The organism is Olivibacter sp. 47 (genome assembly GCF_030372825.1).
GTDB lineage: Bacteria > Bacteroidota > Bacteroidia > Sphingobacteriales > Sphingobacteriaceae > Olivibacter > Olivibacter oleidegradans.
The window spans coordinates 5,537,180-5,557,997 of record NZ_JAUCNR010000001.1; the positions used below are offsets into that span (position 1 = coordinate 5,537,180).

A 20,818-nucleotide genomic window follows, 5' to 3' on the forward strand; every position below is an offset into this window, starting at 1 on the left:
ATCAAAAACCTTTTTTTGAAGCAAGTTAATACGTAGAGCGTAGGACTTACAACTCACAACTCAAAAGATACTTGATACTTATAATGATAAAGAATTATTTCAAAATCGCCCTCAGGAATCTAATTCGGCACAAATCTTTTTCTTCGCTGAATATAGCAGGCCTTGCAGTTGGTATGGCATCGAGCATTCTGATCCTTCTTTGGATTCGGAATGAGAAAAGTTACGATCGCTTTCATGAGCACACAAATGAAATTTATCGTATTACAGCCGTAGCGTCAGACGACTTCAAAGCGGCTGTAAACCCTGCCGGTATGCCTGCTGAACTTAAAGCTAAAATACCGGCCATTAAAAATGCTGTTCGATTAAGCCATCCCTCTACTAATGCTTTTGAATATCAGGATAAAAAGTTTGAAGAAAAAAGGGGCTTCTTTGTCGATTCAACGTTTTTTGACGTCTTCTCCTTTCCGTTGATTTCCGGCAATCAAGCCACAGCGCTTAAGCGTCCGGACGCCTTACTAATCACGGAAAACTTTGCCAAAAAGTATTTTGGGAATACAGATCCAATTGGAAAAACGCTTAAAATAAATAACGAAAAACTTCTTACCATAACGGCCGTCTTAGCGAATGTCCCTACTAACTCGCACCTGCAATTTGATTATCTCATGCCTATGGCGGCAATCGCGAAAACGCATAACGATCTGATCCAGAATACCTGGAAGAACTTTAATTTCTATTCTTACATTCAGTTAAACAGGGATTTCGAGGCTAATGAAGCCAATCTATTGGCTTTGGAAAGCCAAATGAATGCGCTTTATAAATCACATGAAACTAATCAAAAAATAACTTTTCATCTCCAACCATTACGGGATATACATCTCCACTCTCACTTACAGGTAGAGTTATCTGACAATGGTAATATTCAATATGTAAATATCCTCTCGCTGGTGGCTGTTTTTATCCTATTAGTTGCCTGCATTAATTTTATGAATTTAGCTACGGCTCGCTCCGGCCGAAGGGCAAAAGAGGTGGGTTTGCGGAAGGTTGTTGGCGCGGCCCGATCTCAGTTGGCCGGACAGTTTCTGGGCGAATCGGTTTTAATTTCCTGCCTATCACTTTTTATTGCTATAACACTTGTTTGGCTTCTCTTGCCTGCTTTTAATTACCTGGCTGGCAAAGAACTGGCGATCCGTCTTTTTGATGGCAAGCTCGTTTTTATATTAATTGGCATTGCATTGATAACAGGATTTATAGCCGGGAGTTACCCTGCTTTGTTTTTATCCGGTTTTCAACCGATAAAAGTACTTAAAGGGCAGATGAAGCTTGGCGGAAAGGGCGATCTACTCTTTCGAAATACACTGGTTGTCTTACAATTTGTCGTGTCTATTGTATTATTAATAGGAACCGCCGTTGTATATCGGCAACTGAATTACATAAAAAATATGAATTTGGGTTATGAGAAGTCAAATTTGTTATATGTGCCCATGAAGGGTGATATCTGGAATAGGCAAACGGCTTATAAAAGTGAACTAGAACAAAATCCCTTAACGGCCAATTTTACTATTACAAATGATTTGCCAACTAACTTAACAAGCGGTACAATCAACGTACAATGGGAAGGCAAAGACCCAAATGCGCAAGTAGTTATTCCAAGCTTAAGCGTAAGCGAACGTTTTTTTGAAGTTTTTCAAATGAAGATCATTTCCGGTCGAGGATTTTCTAAAGATTTTAGGGGCGACTCAAGCAATTATGTTATCAATGAAAAGCTGGCCAAAATGATGGGGCTAACTGCTGCGACAGCGGTTGGTAAACCATTAGCAATGTGGGATAAACGGGGAACTGTTATCGGCGTGGTGAAAGATTTTAATTTTAAACCTATTCAACAGGCCATTGAACCGATTATTCTGGAACCGAATCGATGGGGAGGTGTAGTTGCAGTGCGTACGCAACCCGGTAAAACAGAAGCGACAATCAAGGCATTAGAAAAGATTAACACCCGTCTAAATCCCGGATTTCCTTTTTCTTACAGCTTTCTCGATCAAGACTTAGCAAACTTGTATCGAGGGGAACAGCAGCTGGGAAGTTTGTTTAATCTTTTTGCCATCCTTGCTACCTTTATTTCTTGCTTGGGTCTTTATGGTTTATCTGCCTATATGGCCGAACAGCGGTTTAAAGAGATTGGGGTACGAAAGGTTCTGGGCGCATCAGTTCTCAGTGTAGTTCGTTTATTATCTATCCGCTTTATGCGCCTTATCTTTATAGCAATTCTTATCGCTGTTCCGCTGTCTTGGTATGCGATCCATAGCTGGTTAAATGATTTTGCTTATCACATCAATTTAAGTTGGGTGGTATTTGTAATAGGCTCCATTGCTGCTTTAGTGATTGCATTATTAACCATAAGCTATGAATCGATTAAGGCTGCAATAGCGAATCCGGTTGATTCCTTGCGAAGCGAATAAGGTTTATTCATTAGAGGCTACTAGAAAAAAATAAGACGCCGTTCATCCTTTTCATGCTGAATAACCCTTTATGCGTCAAGTCGTATAAGGCGTGCTTTAGGCAAATCGGATAAATTGTTGTGCCTGCTGGTTTTTGCTTATCCACTTCCCGATAGATACAATAAGGCGCTCGCGGCATATTAAAGAAGCGCCGGCGCAAGAGTAAGCGTAACATGTATAACATATATTCTTTTATTTCCTGTTCTTCTAAAACAGTAATATTGCGATATAACTCATGAAGAACAAGCGGCTCATTTACCTTTCGCTTATTTTTTCGTTGAATCCAAGGGTGAAAAATCCGATATATCAGCTTATCCTTTTCGCATTCCTTTTGAACTCTCACAATTCTTTTTTCATTGTAGGCATAAAATTCATCCTTTCAAGGATAGCTCATCTAGATAAATTTCCGAAAAAATGTATTTCAAATTTTCCATATCAATCCCCGTTAACTTAGCCCCTTCCTCCATTCGTTCATAATCGCTAAAATAATAGGGCGCTCTTCCCAGTAAAAAAGAGAGCTCTTCCTCTGTATAATTACATCTAACTCTCGCGGAAATATAGACATATCGCTCGGCAAGTTCATCTTGTGTCAACATGCCTCCATAGGTTACAGGTAGTTTAGGTTGCATTATGGTAAAAGATTAATCAATACCCAATTGTTTCTTCCTCTCCTTCACATTAATAATGAAGTCCTTTTCTGACATATTCATAATCAGCTCTTTTCGCCATGATGAAAACAGCTTGGAAACAGCTGCATGCCGTTCATCAAGACTGTTTTCTTTATAATTTTTTTGAATTTCTTTCAGTTTTTGACAGTATTCAATATGGACTTGTTTTGCCGGAACCAGTCGATTCCCCTTTTTCTTTGTCTGATATAACATAAACTTAGTTGCCAGCCCTTCATTATCACTCACCTCTTGACTATTATATTTGGCTAAAGAAACCAGATTAATAAACTCCTGTAAAATTTCTTCAGGTTTCCAATAAAGGATATCACAAGCTGTTTCGAATTCGGAGGTAAAATATATCTTAATTTCCATAATTGATGATTTTAATTGGTCTCCCTTTTTCCTTTAATTTTTTCTCAACATAACATATTCATCACGCCATTTTTTCACCTCAACCCTTAACTGTTCTTCGCATTCCGGCTGTTCCAATTCTGTTCCCACAATAGTCATCATTGCGTGATGATATTTTCCCTTTGCCTTCTTTTCGATATATTCTTGTGTTTCTTTTGTGTCCTCAACCGGTGTATTCTTGAGAAAGAAATCCGTCAGCAAACCTTCGGGGTCTTCAGGATGAACACTCATCAATCGAGGCAAAGAAATCCGATCCAAATAATACTGAAAGAACTGCTCTTGCTCGATATCTAACATTTTAAACAACAGTTCAAAATCTTTTAATAGCTTAATCTTTATTACTTTCTTCATATTATGCGATATGGTTTAATTCATCATAACAGCAATTAACTATTGATTGATATTCCCGCGATTTTCTCCCAGCATCTATTTTTATCAATTTGCTTATATTCTCTAAGTAAGGATGAAACTTATGAGCGAAATCATCATTCATCTTTTCTCTACTAATACCTTGAAACCTTAAAAACCGTTGCAGAATTTTTATGGCCTCTGACTGTTTGACTTTATTGTCCTTATCCAAAAATTCGTAAAGTGTAATACGCTGTGAGAGTGTCTCGAGCGTTTTCTCTACGGAAATATTAAATAGCTCACTAACGACAACAAAGTCCTCCGGCAGGTTCAGTTCAATTGTTCTTTTCATGATAAGTTTAGGGTGTTTAATAATGACTCAAAGATATAAAAATATTATTTAAAAGCATATATATATTATTAAAAATATTTTTACCAATAAAAAAAGCAATCTTTTTAGAAGTTCAATAGGCTCCTGTACGGAAATGAACAAATAAGTGTTCATTTCCGTACATCACTTTTTTTAAAACCTGTCTTTGGAGGTTATTTAATAGCTTTCTTAATGTGGCAACTTAATTGTACGGATCGATAGCAGGGATACTGAAGAACCCATTAAGATGTTTCAAAACTATATCAAAATAGCATGGAGAAACCTTTTCCGAAATAAAGGTTTTTCAGTCATTAACATTATCGGTTTGGCAATCGGGTTAGCGGCTTTTTGGTTTATTGCATTATATGTTGCCGATGAGCTTAGCTACGATCGTTATCATACGAATGCCGATCGTCTTGTCCGCGTAGTTCAACGTACCAGATGGAATGGGAATGATCTACATCAAGCGCCTACTTCTCCTCCATTTGCTCCTGCTTTAAAAGCAGCTTTTCCGGAAATCGAAGCAGCAGCACGCATTGACCTTGAAGGCGGAGGTATTATAAGGGTAAACGATAAAAAGATTAAACAAGAAGACATCGTCTTTGCCGATGCTAGCTTACTCCGATTGTTCTCTTATCATTTTATTTATGGCGATCCGGCATCTGCCCTATTGAAGCCGCAATCTATTGTTATTACAGAAGAATTAGCAACTAAGTTATTTGGTTCAGCGGAACAGGCCTTTAATCGTACACTGTATTTTGATGACAATTTTCCAAACCAAATTACAGGTGTCATTATTGATATACCGCAAAATTCACATTTACGTTTTAGCGGTGTTCGTTCTTTCGATAATAACTTCACAGGAGGTTGGCAGAACTTCCATGTGTATACTTATCTGTTGCTCAAGGATGGCATCGATTATCGTACATTAGAAAAAAAACTAGCATCATTTGCTGCTCAAACCATCCAAAAGCGTATGCAGGTTGCCGATTATATAATCGAACTGCAACCCGTACCTTCTATTCATCTGCACTCAAATCTCGCTTACGAACTAAGTGCAAATAGCAGTATAAAAAAAGTAACTTTACTCAGTGTTGTAGCTATTTTGATTCTTCTCATTGCCCTTATAAACTATTTGAATCTATCCACTGCTCAATATATAACACGCGTTAAAGAAATAGGAGTCCGTAAAGTGATCGGTTCAGGTAAACGAAACATTGCCTTTCTGTTTTTAACGGAAGCTCTTTTGCTGACGTTCATTGCTTCAGGTATTGCAATTGTTTTAATTCAACTGGCATTCCCCTACTTTAATGAACTCACCGGAAAGCAATTGTTCGTTTGGCGCTTCGGTGTCTTCAACACGTTGATTACGTTGCTGGTGTTTTCTCTCTTTACAGGAATTGTTGCTGGCGTCTATCCCGCTCTATTTTTAGCTCGTTTTAAAACGATTCCCGCACTTAGAGGCCAAATCGGAAGCATGGCGATGAATGCTACAGTACGGAAATCATTGGTTAGTTTTCAATTCGTCATAACGATTATATTAATTTCTGCATCACTTGTTATTTTTAAACAACTTCGTTACGCTGAACAAGCGGATTTAGGCTTCAATAAAGACCAAGTAGTAACTTTCCATATCGATGCCCAGCAAGTACGAAATCAAATATCAGCTCTAAAAGCACAATTGTTGCAAAGTCCTTTTATAGAAGGCGTTTCAGCGGCGGGAAACCCTATTGGCAATAACAACCTAGGTGGTTTGGGATACAAATTTGAAACCGCTGATGGCGATTTTTCCGCTCCTTCTATTCCTGCACAGGAGTTAATGGTTGACGCAGACTTCCTACCAACAATGGATATCAAACTATCGTTGGGTAGAAACTTTTCGACCGCAATGCCTTCAGATCAATATAGTTCCGCTTTAATCAATGAAACCCTCATGAAAAAGCTCGGTTGGACGAATCCGATTGGGAAACGAATGAAGTTTAACATAGACGATCGAGGAAACACGGCAGAAAGAACAATCGTGGGCGTTGTAAAAGATTTTCATACTTATTCACTTCAACATGTAATTGAACCACTCGTGATGGTAATGCCTCCTGTAACGACTATGGAGGACAACTTATACGTTAAGCTGGCAAAAAACCATATCCCGGAAGGTCTCCAATACTTGGAAAAGGTCTATCAAACTTTCGACAGATCAAATGTTACTTCTTATTATTTCCTGGATAAGAACTTTGCCAAACAATACACCGCAGAAAGAAAACAGGCGGCAATGACACTGCTACTTACGGCTTTGGCAATTTTAATAGCCTGCCTCGGTTTATTTGGCCTTTCCATTTTCACTACGGCGCAGCGAACTAAAGAGGTGGGGATTCGGAAAGTTCTAGGAGCTAGCACAGCCGATATTATACAAATGCTATCTGGAGATTTTTTAAAGCTTGTTGCCTTGGCCTCATTGATAGCCTTACCTATCGCCTGGTTTTTCATGCATACTTGGCTGCAAAGCTTCGCCTATCACATTAAAATTAATGGGTGGCTGCTTGTTTTTCCATGTGTCGCCGTTTTAATAATAACCTTGTTGACGGTCAGTTTTCAAGCAATTAAAGCAGCGTTGGCGAACCCGGTTGATTCCTTGCGAAGTGAATAGTGTTCTGAGTAGCAAGTTTTAGGTCATAAGTAACTCGAAACTAAATAAAGGAGCTAAATAATAAGCCACATCGAAGACCATTAGAATTTTTGTAGCGACTTATACGTAAAACGTGAGACTTAAAACTTACAACTCAAAAGATACTTAATATGAAAAAAAATTACATGAAAATCGCTTGGCGAACCCTCTTAAAAAACAAGGGATACACGGCGCTTAATATAACGGGAATGGCTATCGGCCTTGCCAGCTGTCTTCTCATTGGGCTTTACATCCGGAATGAATTGTCATATGATGAATACCACGTAAAAAAGGATCGGATTTATCGCGTTGTTCACGGTTATAAAGAGATCGGAACCAGCGGAACAACGAAAGCGGGGCAAAAAGGGGATTATACTTATCAAATTTGGGGGAATGCACCGGTGGGAAAAGCACTAGAAGCTGATTTTCCGGGAGTAGAAGAGGTTGTCCAATTTTCCGGCAGATCCCCTGTATTGCTTCGCTATGGTGACAAAGCCTTTCAAGAAGACAATGTCTTTTTTGCTGATTCCAACACCTTTAGTGTCTTCAGTTGGAAATTGCTTGCCGGTAATCCAAAAACAGCACTGGTCGCCCCTTATTCCGCCGTGCTTACTAAGAGCACGGCCAAAAAATATTTTGGTGACGAAAATCCAATTGGCAAAACCATTGAAGGAGGTAATACCGGTGGGAGAGCCGCCCCGGGTGTCTATACAGTAACCGGTATTTTAGAAGACATACCCCCTAATTCACACTTCACTTTTGACGCGCTCATGTCTATGAGCTCCTTTAGGCAATCTTGGGCAGAGGTTTTTGATGAGTGGGGTTATGTGGATTTCTATACTTATTTCCTACTTTCGGAAAAAGCAAATCTTGAGCAGTTAACGGCAGACATTCCTGCCTTTCTAAATCGGCACCATGCTAATGATGATGGTCGGTACAGTATTGCCTTTGAACCGATGTTAAATGCTTATTTGCACTCAAGTGCCGATCGCCAGCCTGGCGCTACCGGTAGTTTGGCCAATTTATACATTTTTGGGGTAATAGGTATTTTTATTTTATGTATAGCGTGCATCAATTTTATGAATTTGGCAACGGCACGTTCGCTCGAGCGGGCTAAAGAGGTTGGCGTACGTAAAGTAGTAGGAAGCACAAGAAAAGAATTGATTTGGCAGTTTCTGACTGAATCGTTCCTTATGATTTTCATATCAGCTGTTTTAGCGCTTTTATTGGTTTTACTGCTTTTCCCGTTTGTCGCCGCTGTTACCGGGAAGCAGATCAACGCGGATTTTGTCTTTAGTTGGCAAACATTTTCACTTTTCCTCCTTACCCTGTTCATTACCGGCTTTTTAGCAGGAAGCTACCCTGCGTTAGTCTTATCCCGTTTCAAGCCCATTACCATCCTTCGAGGTGTTTTCCGTACTTCTCCAAAAGGAGTCCTTTTAAGGAAAGGTTTGGTTATTTTCCAATTTAGCTTGTCAATTGCCCTAATCGCCGGAACTGTTATCGTCGTATCACAGTTAGATCACTTGCAAAATAAAAATCTCGGGTTTAAAAAAAACCATATGTTGGTCATAGACTTCAATTATGATGAACAGGTACTCCGGCAATTGGAGTCCATTAAGCAGGCTTTTTTGCGCGAAAAAGAAGTCGTATCCGTATCTGCATCCCGTAGCGTCCCTGGCAGCTATTTCCCGAACGCCGGTACGAGTATCGAGACGGCAAATGGTAATTCCGTTATGGAAGTTCCGGCCATCTTTGAAGTGGATATTGATTTCATTCCCCATTTCGGCATTGAAATGGTCGCCGGCAGGCCTTACTCGCGTGATTTCCCGGCAGACACGTTACATTCTTTAGTCATTAATGAAGCTACGGCAAGGCTTTATGGTTATAGCAACCCGAAAGATATTATCGGGAAGCGCTTTTCGCAATGGGGACGGGACGGAACAGTAATCGGTGTAACAAAAGATTTTAATTATCTTTCTCTTCATAAACGTGTTGAACCCCTAACCTTACGCTTAGCTCCTATGGCAAGCCGATTTCTGAGTTTGCAAATACAGTCGGATAATTTACCGGCAACGATTAGTAAAATAGGCGAGATATGGACAAAATTGGCGCCACAACGCCCATATTTATATAGCTTCCTTGATGAGAGCTTTAATCGGCAATATGAAGCTGACACCCATTTTAGGAACGTATTTTCCATTTTCTCTAGCATGGCAATCTTTATCGCCTGTTTAGGATTATTGGGTCTTGCAACCTATACTGCTCAACAGCGTACGAAAGAAATTGGGGTACGTAAAGTACTTGGCGCATCCGTTAACAATATTATCAAACTACTATCCACCGATTTCATGAAATTAGTATTAATCGCGGGGCTTATATCATCGCCCCTCGCCTGGTTTGCTATGGATCAATGGTTAGCCAATTTTGCTTATCATATGGAAATTCACTGGTGGATATTTGTAGCAGCCACTTTCTTAGGACTGGTTATTGCTTTTTTTACCGTGAGTTACCAAGCTATTAAAGCCGCGATGGCAAATCCGGTGAAGTCTTTACGGTCTGAATAGGAACGCGACCCATCCTAACCAGATAGGGTACTTACCTTGTAAAATGATAACGCTTGAGAACGAAACAATACAAATATCAGGATATTTCAGCACCATAAAATCCTTAACGTTGAAATATCCTGATACATACTTGCCTGCGGAAGGCTGGTCTCTTGATACTTGTACTGCAATCTAAACCTTAACCGTTTTCCATCGGCCTCGCGAAAAAAGCCAAAGGGTAAAAATACCTACTGCTGTTTCCGATGCAAATATTCCCCAGAATACGCCTGTATGAGAAAGATTAAGCGAAATAGCCAGAAAATAGGCAAGCGGAATCTGAATAAGCCAAAAGAATACGAAGTTTATCATTGTTGGTGTTTTTGTGTCGCCGGCACCGTTAAAAGCCTGTACAGACACCATCCACCAACCATAAATAAAAAAAGAGTAAGAGATAATACGCAGCCATTCACTCCCTATAGAAATAACCCGGTCATCCATGCTAAAGACGCCTACCAATGCTCTATTAAAGAAGAAAAACACCAATGAAATGATAAGCATGAACACCATATTATAACGGCCAATCTTCCACACGGCAGACTCGGCCCGATCTGGTCTCTCGGCTCCTAAATTCTGACCCACTAAAGTGGCGGCAGCATTCGATAGGCCCCAAGCAGGCATCATACAGAACATCATGATACGCATAGCAATAGTTGAGCCCGCTACCGCCTCGCTTCCAACTTCTGCTAAAATGCGCATCAAGAAAATCCAGGAAGTCATGGCAATCAACATCTGACCGATACCTCCCAAAGATGTGCGCAATATGGTAAACATCGTTTTCATGTCCCAAATTAGTTGATCGATACGCACACGAATATGCTTTCCTCCTTTAAGCAGTACCCATAGCTGCATCGCCACACCTACCCCTCTACCCAAATTGGTTGCAATAGCCGCACCTTCAATACCAAAAGCAGGAATTGGCCCCCAGCCGAATATAAGTAGCGGATCTAAGAGAATATTAATGCCATTAGCCACCCACAGTACACGCATAGCGATTGCCGCATCCCCCGCACCTCGAAATATCGCATTCATTACAAAAAGCAACATCACTACTGCATTTCCACCTAGCATCCACTGGGTATAACCATAGCCATGCTGTATGGCCCAATCATCTGCTCCCATTAGGGCAAGCAGCTCTTTAGAAAAAAAGATACCGGCTAATGCAAAAGGCAGGGACGCTAAGATTGCAATGAATATTGCTTGAACAGCAGACAATCCCACTTCTTCTTTTTTCCGTTCACCAATTCTACGTGCTATAATTGCTGTTACTGCCGTGGAAAGTCCCATTGCAATGGAATATAATAGAAACAGATACGTTTCAGTAAGTCCCACAGTAGCCACTGCTGAGGGACCTAATTTGCCTACAAAATAAATATCTACAACAGCAAAAATCGACTCCATCATGAGCTCTAAAATCATGGGAACAGCTAGTAATAAAATGGCTCGTTTTAAACTTATCTGCGTATAATCAGCTTCGGTACCTCGAATGGCGTTGCCTAGCTCTTGCCAAATAGTGGGTGGATGTTGTGTCTTCTCCATAGAATCATTTATTTAGACCTTTCATTAACTGGCTCTTTATGTTAGAACATGTTCCTTACTAACATATTGGTAAAAATACGGAAGAAATTCGCATCAAATTATAGGTAATTCTGACAATTTGAGGGTAATTTAAGACAAAGTGATTTCAACTAATAGAAAAACAAGCCTCGCCTGGTTAATCCAAACCACTCTTAAGAGAATCGCTTTTATTGAATTATGATACTCAACATATTGCAAACAGTTTACCAAGTTTGGTAATCCATAAAAGTTATGCTTTTTGCGGAATCAAATCCATAAAAGTTATATATTTGTATAGTTAATGATACAAAGAGAATTAAAAGACCGACTACTACAGCGAATAGATCATAAGAAAGTTCTTATTCTATTCGGTCCGAGGCAGGTAGGGAAACGCCATTAATAAAACGGGTTGTATCTGAACTATCATAGAAAGCTATTATTAGATAATAAGTGAATGCCCACAAAAACTCAACAAGATCCTCTCAACTATTTATTATTCACCAATATCGACTCCTATTTTTCCGACGAAACCACCATTTTTCATCATTCTTTGTGCTTCGGTTAATTGATTTAGCAAAAAGGTTTTTTCAATATGCAATTTTAGTTTCCCCTGCTCAATCATTTCCTTTAATACGTTGAGATCGTCGGCATTGGGCTTGACAAAAACAAACTTCATATAAGGTTCAAATACAACATCAACCGCGGTTTTGACCAAACCCTTTATATTATTGGTTTCGCCTCTTGTGGTCACGAATAGGCCCTGTTCGTTTAAATGATGTTTTAAGTCGCTATACGTGTACATGCCGGCCGCATCAAATATAAGATCAAACCGGGCACCTGAAGGAATCTGCTGATTTTGATAGTCGATCACCACATCGCAACCCACGCTATGAGCATATGCCCGATGTTTCTCGCTACATAAACCGCTAATGTGACAGTCTAAAGTTCGTGCCAATTGAACGGCCACCGAGCCAACGCCTCCTGTGCAACCGGTAATCAAAATATTCTCCTTTTCTTGTATTCTACCTACCTTAAATAATCCTTGATATGCAGTCAGTCCCACCAAGGGTATCACGGCTGCTTCCACGTAATCAAGATTCTTCGGTTTTAATGCTATTTGATCCGCATTAACTGTCAGCTCTTCCGCATAGGCGCCACCTTTTATTGCGGAAATCATTCCAAACACCTCATCCCCTTCCTTAAACAGTCGACTTTTTGATTGTAATACTTTACCACAAAAATCACTGCCGATTACTTGGTTACTAAAACCGGCACTAGCGAGCAAAGCCCTCCCATTGCGCGCCATTACATCTATCGGATTAACGGATGAAGCATAATTCCGAACCAGCACTTGTCCGCTCTTAATAATCGGCCGAGGAAGTTCCTTTATCTTAAATCTCGGATCAGTACCCTTTTTTTCTATTACTGCAGCTTTCATTATTTTATCCCATCTTCACTAATAACATGCTGCAAATTAACGATTTGCTTGCCGGGCATTGTTGGTTGTATCTCATTTTGTATGCCTCTTTGTTACACTATTGTAAAGAATGACTTCTTATGCTCTATGCTACCCCTAGATGTCCGAAATCGAACATCAATCTGTCCGATTTCGGACACCGCACGCTAAAAAAGAACAACATAAAACATTTATATACAAACAATTATATTTTATGGAAGCATTTTGGATAGTCGGATTACAAGTTGATACCACGATGATAAACCATTGCAAATAGCTTAGGGAATGAATGATTTGGTTATTCGTTCCTCGTTATTGGTTATTGGGCCACGAACGATTAACTAACAACAAATAACTATTATGTTAAAACCATCCGCCTATGGTGGATAGCTGAAGCACCATAAAAGACAGACACGATGCTGAAACCATGAGCCCTCGGGCGAATAGCTGAAACACCTTAAAGAACTAACACATGTTGAAAAACTATTTCAAAACGGCTTGGCGCAACTTATGGAAAAACAAGTTTTATTCGCTGCTCAATATTTTGGGCCTGGCCATTGGTATGGCTGTCTGTATTGTGATTATTCTCTTCGTAAACTACGAACGGAATTTTGATGCGATCCATAAGAAGAACATTTATCGCCTAAATGAAGTACAAAAGCCCGAGGGCATGGTGGCTCCCCAAAAGGTAGCCCTCTCTATGTATCCAATGGGACCTAGTCTTCAGCAAGAATTTGCCGAAATAGTGAACTTTACGCGTGTCAATCAATGGGGTAAAGCTTCCTTTTTAGTAAACGGAGTACGACATATAATGCCTTCCACCTTCTTAGTCGACTCAACCTTTCTTCAACTATTTGATTTCGAACTGTTAAAAGGCAACAGAAGTACCGTTTTTGAAAAGCCGAACAGCTTGGTGTTAACACAAAAAACCGCAGCGAAGATCTTTGGTAAGGAAGAAGCGCTCGGAAAGACCATAACCACCTACGGTAGGGACACTACCAATTTCACTGTTACAGGCGTTTTAGTAGATATTCCTGAAAATTCACATATTCATTTTGATGCCCTATTCTCCATGAACACGTATGTTGGCCCTCAACAAATGCAGAACTGGGGAGGCAATTGGCTAACGACCTATCTGGAAATCGCACCTAATGCCGACATAGAAAGCCTTGAGAAAAGGTTTCCAGCTTTCCTTAAGAGACACATGGAGGAACAACAAGCAAAGGGCTATGAGTTATTCCTGCAGCCGCTTCGAGATGTGCATGCCGGCTCAACCGAGATCACGCATGATTATATCAATTATCAAAAATTCAATAGTAAATATACTCTTATCTTCTTCGCTATTGCACTAGTGGTTCTGGTGATCGCTTCTATCAATTTTGTAAACCTAACCACTGCCCGCTCAACAGCACGGGCGAAGGAAATCGGCGTAAGAAAGAGTACCGGCGCTAAAAGAGGGCAACTTTATCTTCAATTTATCGGTGAATCCGTTCTTCTCTGCTTCATCGCAGTGATTTTAGCCTGTGGGATGGTAAAATTAATGCTCCTATATGTAAACCATATAAGTCTCCGAGCCATTGCTTTCCCTTTGCTTCATGATCCGTCGCTAATCCTCTATTTATTATTAGGCACATTATGTTTAGGACTTTTAGCAGGTCTATATCCTGCTGCTTACCTCTCGGCATTTAAACCAACTGTTGTACTAAAAGGCACGGTTACCGGTGGTAAAAACAAGGCATTCTTTCGTAATATTCTAGTTGTCGCACAATTTACCTGTGCTATTGTATTAATTACAGCAACCTTACTGGCCATTAAGCAACTCCGTTTTATGCAAAAAAAAGATGTCGGTTTTACGCGAGACCAAATGGTTACTGTGACATTGGATAACAACGCCTACCGCGTGTATGAAAGCTTAAAACAGGAACTTTTAACGAGCAGTTTGATTAAAGGCGTTACGGCCAATCAACAAAAGTTAGGCAACAACTTGCATCAAACAAGCGTTAAATTTCACGGAGATCGAGGAGCAAAAGAGCTGGTAACGTCTCAAATTGTGGTAGACCCTGATTTTCTGACGGTCTATCAGATTCCACTTCTTGCTGGCCGTAATTTTTCACCGGATAGACCGGGTGACGATGCCCGAACCTATATTATCAATGAAACACTGGCCAAAGAACTTTTAAAAGAAGAATGTAATCAATCCTTTGCTTCTTTAATTGGCAAGCGTTTCGGATTTAATGGTTTAGACTCCGGGAGTACAATCATTGGAATTGCGAAGGATTTTAATTTCAATTCGCTACATCATAAAATCGAAACGCTATGCCTTTACAACCGAAAAGACTTTGGTTACAACGAGCTTTCTATTAAGATCAACGGTGAAAGGGCTTCGGAAGCACTGGCCTATATTCAATCCGTATGGAAACGCATAAGTCCCGATAGTGATTTTGAATACCAATTTTTAGATGATCATTTCACGGAGCTTTACAAAACGGATCAAACAACCAGCGAAATTGTAGGCATCCTTGCCGTACTGGCTATTTTAATTTCCTGCATGGGGCTTTTGGGATTGGCCACTTTTGTCGCGGAGCAGCGGATCAAGGAAATCGGTATCAGAAAGGTACTCGGAGCAAGCGTTCAGAGCTTAGTTCAACTACTGTCTAAAGATTTTCTGAAGCTTGTACTTATCGCCATCCTAATTGCTGTTCCCATTGCCTGGTTAGGCATGAATAAATGGCTGGAAGATTTTGCCTATCGGATCGATATTGAATGGTGGATTTTTGTTGTTGCGGGTATTCTAGCAATATCAATTGCCATGCTTACCATTAGCTTTCGTGCCATTAAATCGGCATTGGCCAATCCGGTTAAAAGTTTAAGAACAGAATAAATTTCGTTACTAGTTCTTGGTTATTCGCGATGCCTTATCAAGAACAAACAACTAACTACAAATAACTACAATGTTAAAAACAATTTTCCGTCAGCTGTGGCACAATAAATTGTTCACCAGCTTAAATATTTTAGGTTTAAGTATCGGTATCAGTGCTTGTTTTATTATTTATCAATTGGTCAGTTTTGAATTCGGCTTCGAACAGGCAATTCCAAATCACAAGCAAATTTTCAATGTGGTAAGCCATATGGAATTTGACGGACAGGAAGGACACAATGTTGGCGTGCCCAAACCTCTTGGCCGGGCGATAGAAACGGAGATTCCCGGCATTAAGTTCGTCGTACCTGTTGCAGAACAGTTTATGGAACAAGTAACCGTACCGCAGGCAGATGGTAAAGAGAATACGTTTAAATCGCCAGATCGTCAAGTAATGACAGTAGCTAAATACTTTAACATGCTTCCCTACGAGTGGCTAGCTGGAGCTAAAGATGAGGCACTCAATAATCCCAACACCGTTGTTTTAACAAAAAGCCGGGCTGAAAAGTATTTCCCTCGTATAGGTTTTAACGATATCATTGGCAAAACACTAATCTATAACGATACAATTCAAAAGCAGGTTAGCGGGATTGTTGATGATTTAACATTTGCTACTAGTTTTTACGGCAAGGAGTTTTTTCCCTTACCTAAGGATTATTTTTCACAGAGCGATTGGGGCTCCACCAATTCCAATGATAAATTATATATACAACTTGACGAAAAAAGTGTTGTTGCCAAAACGCAGCAGCAAATTAATGCGCTTTCTGTAAAGAACACAAAAGACTTATTTGAAAAATGGCGATTTAAACGGGATCAACGCCTGATTCCTGTCGCCACTATGCACTTTACCACCGAATACGGAGAAAATAATGTCCATAAAGCTAACAAACCTGTTCTATTAGGCCTCATTGGCGTAGCAATCTTTTTGTTAATTTTAGCTATTATCAATTTTATTAATCTGAGCACGGCACAATTACCTAAGCGGGGGAAAGAAATCGCTGTTCGCAAAACAATGGGTAGTTCAGGTAGACGGTTAATCTATCAATTTTTAGGCGAGACTTTTATTACTTGCCTGTTAGCAGCGATCCTTTCTTGTTTTCTCACTTACTTGTTTCTGCTATCCTTCAAAGAACTATTTCCTGAACAGATGCACGCTTACATTAACTACTTCCGGATTTTCGCTCTGTTCTGGTTATTCTTATTGCTCACCACCCTATGTGCGGGCCTGTATCCTGGCTGGCTGATTACACGTGTCAATCCCATTCAAATTCTTAGGAATCAAAGCCTTATTACTATTGGAAGTGTTCGACTATCACTCCGAAAAGCGCTTATCATTTTCCAGTTTGTAATTGCCATGTTATTTATTGTGTGCGCGGTTATAGTAGGTCAGCAGCTTCGATATACACTACATAAAGATTTAGGATTTAACAAAGATGCCATCTTATTGGTGAATGTTCCCTGGCGAAAAGTGAGTAACGACAAAGGCACCAAATATACCTTGTTAAATGAGTTGAAAAAGCTGAAAGGAGTAGAAGCCGTTTCCTTAGCAGCCCCCTCCTCTAAGCAATAATACAATAAGCAATAACTACGATTATATACCTGATAATGGTGGTGCAAAAAAGGAATTCCAACCTTATCTAAAGAATATCGATACCGCCTATCTTGCACTTTACAATATGCAGTTATTGGCCGGTCGCAATCTCTTGCCGCTTGATACCGTAAATGAGTATCTAATTAATGAAACTATGTTAAGGGTATTGGGCATTAAATCGCCAAAAGACGCGATCGGGAAATTCATCGGTCCCCAAGATGGCAAACAGGCTCCTATTGTAGGCGTCGTAAAGGATTTTCACAATAAGACATTTTACAGTTCTATTGATCCTATTATTTTGCTCATTGATAAGCAAATAAATGCAACATACAATATAAAATTAAGGGAACGTAATCCGGAAAGCTGGCAAGAAAGCATCGCTGAAATAGAAAAACGCTGGAAAAAGTTTTATCCGGAAGAGACTTTTGAATATACCTTCTACGATAAAAGCATTGAAGACTTATATACGCAAGAACGACAAATGTCGAAAATTATCAACCTAGCAACAGTCGTCGCTATTCTAATAAGTTGCTTAGGTCTGTTGGGTTTGATCACTTTAACGGCCTATCAGCGCACAAAGGAAATCGGTATCCGCAAAGTACTGGGTGCTTCTATTGCAGGGATTGTCGCTTTACTTTCGAAAGACTTCTTAAAACTAGTGGTATTATCGATCTTAATTGCTTCACCCATCGCTTGGTGGGCCATGAATAAATGGCTACAGAGCTTTGCCTATCGGATAGAAATTCAATGGTGGATATTTGCATTAGCTGGTTTGGTAGCCATTTGTGTGGCATTTTTTACGATGAGCGTACAGGCCATTAAAGCAGCAAGGGCTAATCCGGTTGATAGTTTGAGGAATGAATAAATTTAGTTATTAGTTACTCGTTATCTGTTATTGGGCCGAATAACGAATAACTAACAACAAATAACCATTACGACAAAAAAACACTGTCCGTTTCCGAACACCGGTTGTGCACTATCGAACAGCTATCAAAATCAGAATCAAACCAACAGACTAAAAATCAGAAACTTATAGTTTTTGGTTTTATTTATGCCTATTTTGGTACGATTGGTTATAAATGATGGCTCTGGGTAGGTAGTAACCTACTCTTAGCCTTTTTAGAAAAAAGACATAAGACATGGGTATCAAGACATAAGATTCATATTTATAAGCAGGCTCTTAAAATATCTTGATACCTGCCTACCGGCAGGCAGGCTTGATCCCATACTTGATAAATAAAATATGAACACCAATAACCTAAAAATAGCGTGGAGAACGGCTTGGAAATCCAAGCTGTTTACCTTGCTTAACATTTTAGGACTGGCAATTGGCTTCGCCGGCTTCATTTTAGCCTATGCCTACATCCATCGAGAAAACAGCTACGATAGGTGGAACCCCAACTACGATAACATCTATCTTATCGGTTTAATCAACAAAGATAACCTATCTGATCTTACACCTGCAGCACTTGCGCCTGCACTGAAAGCTGCAGTTCCTGAAATAGAAAGCGCCGGCCGCGTCGCTAGAGCTCCTTTTGAAATTCCCTTTATTTCGGAGAATGATATGTTTTATATCAAGAACTGGTTGGGCGCCGATCGAACAATAGCGGATATTTTCGCTATTCAGCTTGAAGGTTTATCTATCACTAATTCTCCGGAAAAATCAATCGGATTATTGTCGGCCGAGGTAGGTAAAAAGCTTTTCCCTAATGAAAAGCAAGCAGCTTTCAAGGCGCCCAAGATCGTATCCTTAATGAACGAGCAGAGCGGTTTTACAGAGAACATACATGGCATTAGCAAACCTCGCCTTTTGTCAAATTTTGAATACGATTACATTGCTTTTAAAGAGGACATCGCACAAGGGAAAGGAGATGGTGATAATAATGTTTATCAAACCTATATACTTGTAAGGCCAGGAACCAGGATAGAGGAGCTCACCGCTAAAATCAATACCATCTACCATAATACAATAGCTAAACAAAGAGAAATTAAAGGATCAATACGCGCTGAAGCCAACATTTACCTTGATCCCCTAAAAAATTTGCATCTGCGTCCAAGGATCGGTTCCGATACAGGATACAAGATCGTCTGGGCGCTGGGTGTTCTTTCTTCAGTGATCTTACTATTGGCCTGCATGAACTTTGCCAATTTAATGTTGGTACAAGCACAGAGAAGATTTAAAGAAATCGGTATGAAGAAAGTCTTTGGTGTAACCCGAAAACGTTTGGCTCTTCAGTTTCTGTTGGAAGTATTTGCACAATGTCTCATAGCTGCTGTTATTGCCTGCCTTTTGATCAGTATCAGCTGGAACACCATGATTACTTTTTTTAGGTACGATTTTTCTTCTTTCGATTTCAATATGAGCGTAATTGGTCAACTGGGCACGGCCGTTCTTCTAGCTACGCTACTATCAGGTATATATCCTGCCTACATCTTATCCGGTTATCATCCTATTAACATCATTAAGGGTCAATTCCATAATGGACAACGGGCTTTTAGCTTAAGAAGTGCCTTGCTCATGTTTCAATTTATTATCGCTTTTATTTTTATCAGTGCGATGCTCGTCATTAATAAGCAAATGAACTATATGGAAAAAAGTGATAAAGGGTTTAGTGTCGATCAAGTCGTACATATTAAAAATCTTACCCTTTTCAACAAACCTGCTCAATTCGCCTCTATTAGAAACCAAATGAAAGCCATTCCGGGTATCGAGGAAGTCACTGTGGTAACAAACTACCCCGGTGGGCCGGCACCAAGCAATGAAGCATTTACTTACAGCGATAAAACATATTCATTAGATCATGTAGGTGTTGATTTTGATTATTTCGAAACTTTGGGTATGAATCTGCTATCAGGCAGAACTTTCTCCTCATCCCTTCTGTCGGATACGACGCAATCCATCGTAGTAAATGAGTCGGCAGCACGACGCTTGGGAATAAAGCAACCGAACGGCGAAAAAATCAGTATCTGTGATCAGACTTACACGATCATAGGCATCGTAAAGGATAGCAAAATGCAAGGTTTCGAACAGCTTATCAAGCCAACAGCTTACACGCTACAAACGAAGTGCGGTTATCCGAATCATCCCTTTAAGTGTGATATTTTAGTGAAAGTAAACGGACATAGCATCCGCTCAACGATGGAAACGTTGAAAAAACAATGGCCATCCATCAATAAACTGGACGGAAAGTACCTTATTTACGACTTTCTGGATCAGCAGTATGCTGCACTCTACGCTAAACAAGAACAACTCCGCCAAGCTTTTACGGCGTTTTCAACTTTGGTCATGATTGTGGCGCTATTAGGCCTATTTAGCATGTCGGCCTTTACAATCAGTCTGCGCGAAAAAGAAGTAAGTATACGGAGAGTTTTAGGCGCCAATACGCGACAGCTCTTCCTTTTACTCAATAAACCGTTCCTTCAGTTAATAGGTATGGCAATTTTGGTAGCTACACCTCTTGCTTGGTGGTGCACAAGTCAATGGTTAGATGGTTTTGCCTATCGCATTCATTTATCTTGGCATATTTTCGCTGTAGGCGCCGTATTGACTCTGCTTTTAGCGTCCATTACGATTAGTTATCAGGCGATCAAGGTTTCTATTGTTAACCCAGCTGATACCTTAAAAGACGAATGAAATTGTCGAGCTTAAAGGAGAATCTTATAAAGATTAAGAATCAGCGGTGTTTTTTGATTTTTAATGTTTTGTTTATTTTAATGTACCAATGAACTTGGCTTTTTAC

Annotated in this window: 14 protein-coding genes; 7 read left to right on the forward strand and 7 right to left on the reverse strand. The window is 39.9% G+C overall.

Going from position 1 to position 20,818, the window contains the following annotated elements; translation table 11 throughout:
- The first annotated feature begins 83 nt into the window (after positions 1 to 83).
- Positions 84 to 2,456 (forward strand): ABC transporter permease, encoded by a 2,373-nt coding sequence (locus QT327_RS23980; RefSeq protein WP_130854693.1) that lies wholly within the window; start codon positions 84 to 86, stop codon positions 2,454 to 2,456.
- Between the two features lie 10 nt (positions 2,457 to 2,466).
- Here the strand turns inward: QT327_RS23980 and QT327_RS23985 are convergent, their stop codons facing one another.
- From QT327_RS23985 to QT327_RS24005, 5 genes are read right to left on the reverse strand one after another with little or no spacing between them, the layout of a single operon-like run.
- Positions 2,467 to 2,838 (reverse strand): hypothetical protein, encoded by a 372-nt coding sequence (locus QT327_RS23985; RefSeq protein ID WP_289554176.1) that lies wholly within the window; start codon positions 2,836 to 2,838, stop codon positions 2,467 to 2,469.
- A 28-nt stretch (positions 2,839 to 2,866) separates the two neighbouring features.
- Positions 2,867 to 3,124 carry a hypothetical protein gene (locus QT327_RS23990; protein ID WP_289554177.1) on the reverse strand — a complete coding sequence of 86 codons (258 nt, stop codon included), beginning with the start codon at positions 3,122 to 3,124 and terminating at the stop codon, positions 2,867 to 2,869.
- Positions 3,125 to 3,136: 12 nt separating this feature from the next.
- The gene (locus tag QT327_RS23995) at positions 3,137 to 3,535 is read right to left on the reverse strand and encodes a hypothetical protein (protein WP_130854691.1); all 399 of its coding nucleotides are present in this window, start codon (positions 3,533 to 3,535) and stop codon (positions 3,137 to 3,139) included.
- Positions 3,536 to 3,568: 33 nt separating this feature from the next.
- Positions 3,569 to 3,925 (reverse strand): hypothetical protein, encoded by a 357-nt coding sequence (locus QT327_RS24000; RefSeq protein WP_289554178.1) that lies wholly within the window; start codon positions 3,923 to 3,925, stop codon positions 3,569 to 3,571.
- Position 3,926: 1 nt separating this feature from the next.
- Positions 3,927 to 4,274, reverse strand: a complete 348-nt coding sequence (locus QT327_RS24005) for a hypothetical protein (RefSeq protein ID WP_130854689.1) — start codon at positions 4,272 to 4,274, stop codon at positions 3,927 to 3,929.
- A gap of 265 nt (positions 4,275 to 4,539) precedes the next feature.
- Here QT327_RS24005 and QT327_RS24010 point away from each other — a divergent pair, with 265 nt between their 5' ends.
- A complete protein-coding gene (locus QT327_RS24010; protein WP_130854688.1) occupies positions 4,540 to 6,936 on the forward strand; it encodes an ABC transporter permease in 2,397 nt (798 codons plus the stop codon).
- 149 nt (positions 6,937 to 7,085) lie between these two features.
- Positions 7,086 to 9,521, forward strand: coding sequence for an ABC transporter permease (locus QT327_RS24015; RefSeq protein WP_130854687.1), 2,436 nt, complete (start codon positions 7,086 to 7,088; stop codon positions 9,519 to 9,521).
- Between the two features lie 171 nt (positions 9,522 to 9,692).
- On the opposite strand, the gene QT327_RS24020 is transcribed toward QT327_RS24015, so the two are convergent.
- Together QT327_RS24020 and QT327_RS24025 are read right to left on the reverse strand one after the other, a co-directional pair.
- Entirely contained in the window at positions 9,693 to 11,096 is a 1,404-nt protein-coding gene (locus tag QT327_RS24020; protein ID WP_130854686.1) for an MATE family efflux transporter, read from the reverse strand.
- 511 nt (positions 11,097 to 11,607) lie between these two features.
- Positions 11,608 to 12,552: an NAD(P)-dependent alcohol dehydrogenase gene (locus tag QT327_RS24025; protein ID WP_130854685.1), complete on the reverse strand. Its 945-nt coding sequence runs from the start codon at positions 12,550 to 12,552 to the stop codon at positions 11,608 to 11,610.
- Positions 12,553 to 13,042: 490 nt separating this feature from the next.
- Here QT327_RS24025 and QT327_RS24030 point away from each other — a divergent pair, with 490 nt between their 5' ends.
- From QT327_RS24030 to QT327_RS24045, 4 genes are all read left to right on the forward strand, one after another.
- Positions 13,043 to 15,451, forward strand: a complete 2,409-nt coding sequence (locus QT327_RS24030; protein WP_130854684.1) for an ABC transporter permease — start codon at positions 13,043 to 13,045, stop codon at positions 15,449 to 15,451.
- A 70-nt stretch (positions 15,452 to 15,521) separates the two neighbouring features.
- Complete coding sequence (locus QT327_RS24035) at positions 15,522 to 17,057, forward strand: ABC transporter permease (protein WP_289554179.1); 1,536 nt, start codon at positions 15,522 to 15,524, stop codon at positions 17,055 to 17,057.
- 106 nt (positions 17,058 to 17,163) lie between these two features.
- Positions 17,164 to 17,943, forward strand: coding sequence for an ABC transporter permease (locus tag QT327_RS24040; protein WP_289554180.1), 780 nt, complete (start codon positions 17,164 to 17,166; stop codon positions 17,941 to 17,943).
- A 378-nt stretch (positions 17,944 to 18,321) separates the two neighbouring features.
- Positions 18,322 to 20,712 carry an ABC transporter permease gene (locus QT327_RS24045; protein WP_130854682.1) on the forward strand — a complete coding sequence of 797 codons (2,391 nt, stop codon included), beginning with the start codon at positions 18,322 to 18,324 and terminating at the stop codon, positions 20,710 to 20,712.
- The last annotated feature ends 106 nt before the right edge of the window (positions 20,713 to 20,818 follow it).

Bases quoted from the DNA above. Each gene is read 5' to 3' on its own strand.
- QT327_RS23980 (WP_130854693.1), top strand. From the start codon at position 84: ATGATAAAGAATTATTTCAAAATCGCCCTCAGGAATCTAATTCGGCAC.
- QT327_RS23990 (WP_289554177.1), bottom strand. From the start codon at position 3,124: ATGCAACCTAAACTACCTGTAACCTATGGAGGCATGTTGACACAAGAT.
- QT327_RS23995 (WP_130854691.1), bottom strand. From the start codon at position 3,535: ATGGAAATTAAGATATATTTTACCTCCGAATTCGAAACAGCTTGTGAT.
- QT327_RS24000 (WP_289554178.1), bottom strand. From the start codon at position 3,925: ATGAAGAAAGTAATAAAGATTAAGCTATTAAAAGATTTTGAACTGTTG.
- QT327_RS24005 (WP_130854689.1), bottom strand. From the start codon at position 4,274: ATGAAAAGAACAATTGAACTGAACCTGCCGGAGGACTTTGTTGTCGTT.
- QT327_RS24010 (WP_130854688.1), top strand. From the start codon at position 4,540: ATGTTTCAAAACTATATCAAAATAGCATGGAGAAACCTTTTCCGAAAT.
- QT327_RS24015 (WP_130854687.1), top strand. From the start codon at position 7,086: ATGAAAAAAAATTACATGAAAATCGCTTGGCGAACCCTCTTAAAAAAC.
- QT327_RS24020 (WP_130854686.1), bottom strand. From the start codon at position 11,096: ATGGAGAAGACACAACATCCACCCACTATTTGGCAAGAGCTAGGCAAC.
- QT327_RS24025 (WP_130854685.1), bottom strand. From the start codon at position 12,552: ATGAAAGCTGCAGTAATAGAAAAAAAGGGTACTGATCCGAGATTTAAG.
- QT327_RS24030 (WP_130854684.1), top strand. From the start codon at position 13,043: ATGTTGAAAAACTATTTCAAAACGGCTTGGCGCAACTTATGGAAAAAC.
- QT327_RS24035 (WP_289554179.1), top strand. From the start codon at position 15,522: ATGTTAAAAACAATTTTCCGTCAGCTGTGGCACAATAAATTGTTCACC.
- QT327_RS24040 (WP_289554180.1), top strand. From the start codon at position 17,164: ATGCAGTTATTGGCCGGTCGCAATCTCTTGCCGCTTGATACCGTAAAT.
- QT327_RS24045 (WP_130854682.1), top strand. From the start codon at position 18,322: ATGAACACCAATAACCTAAAAATAGCGTGGAGAACGGCTTGGAAATCC.